The following is a 207-nucleotide window of genomic DNA, read 5'->3' on the forward strand; positions in this document are numbered from 1 at the left end:
CGCGCCAGGTCTCAGCTATTTCTGAGACGGTTTGCCGTTCGGCGACGCCTAATGCCTCTCCCGCCCGGTAGCGTTGCACCAATAGTGGGCCTTTATACAGCACACACCAGCGCTCAATGACCTCATCGAGTGTTAAATCGGCCACACGGGTCTCGTCGATGGATAACACCAGATGGTAGTGGTTGGACATCACGGCGTAGGCGCACA

1 pseudogene is annotated in these 207 nt (G+C 57.0%); it reads right to left on the reverse strand.

The window, feature by feature from the left end:
- Positions 1-207: pseudogene (locus JW499_RS22360) on the reverse strand (alpha-amylase family glycosyl hydrolase); the annotation flags it as partial.

Origin of the sequence: Amphritea pacifica, from assembly GCF_016924145.1 — a bacterium.
Lineage (GTDB): Bacteria > Pseudomonadota > Gammaproteobacteria > Pseudomonadales > Balneatricaceae > Amphritea > Amphritea pacifica.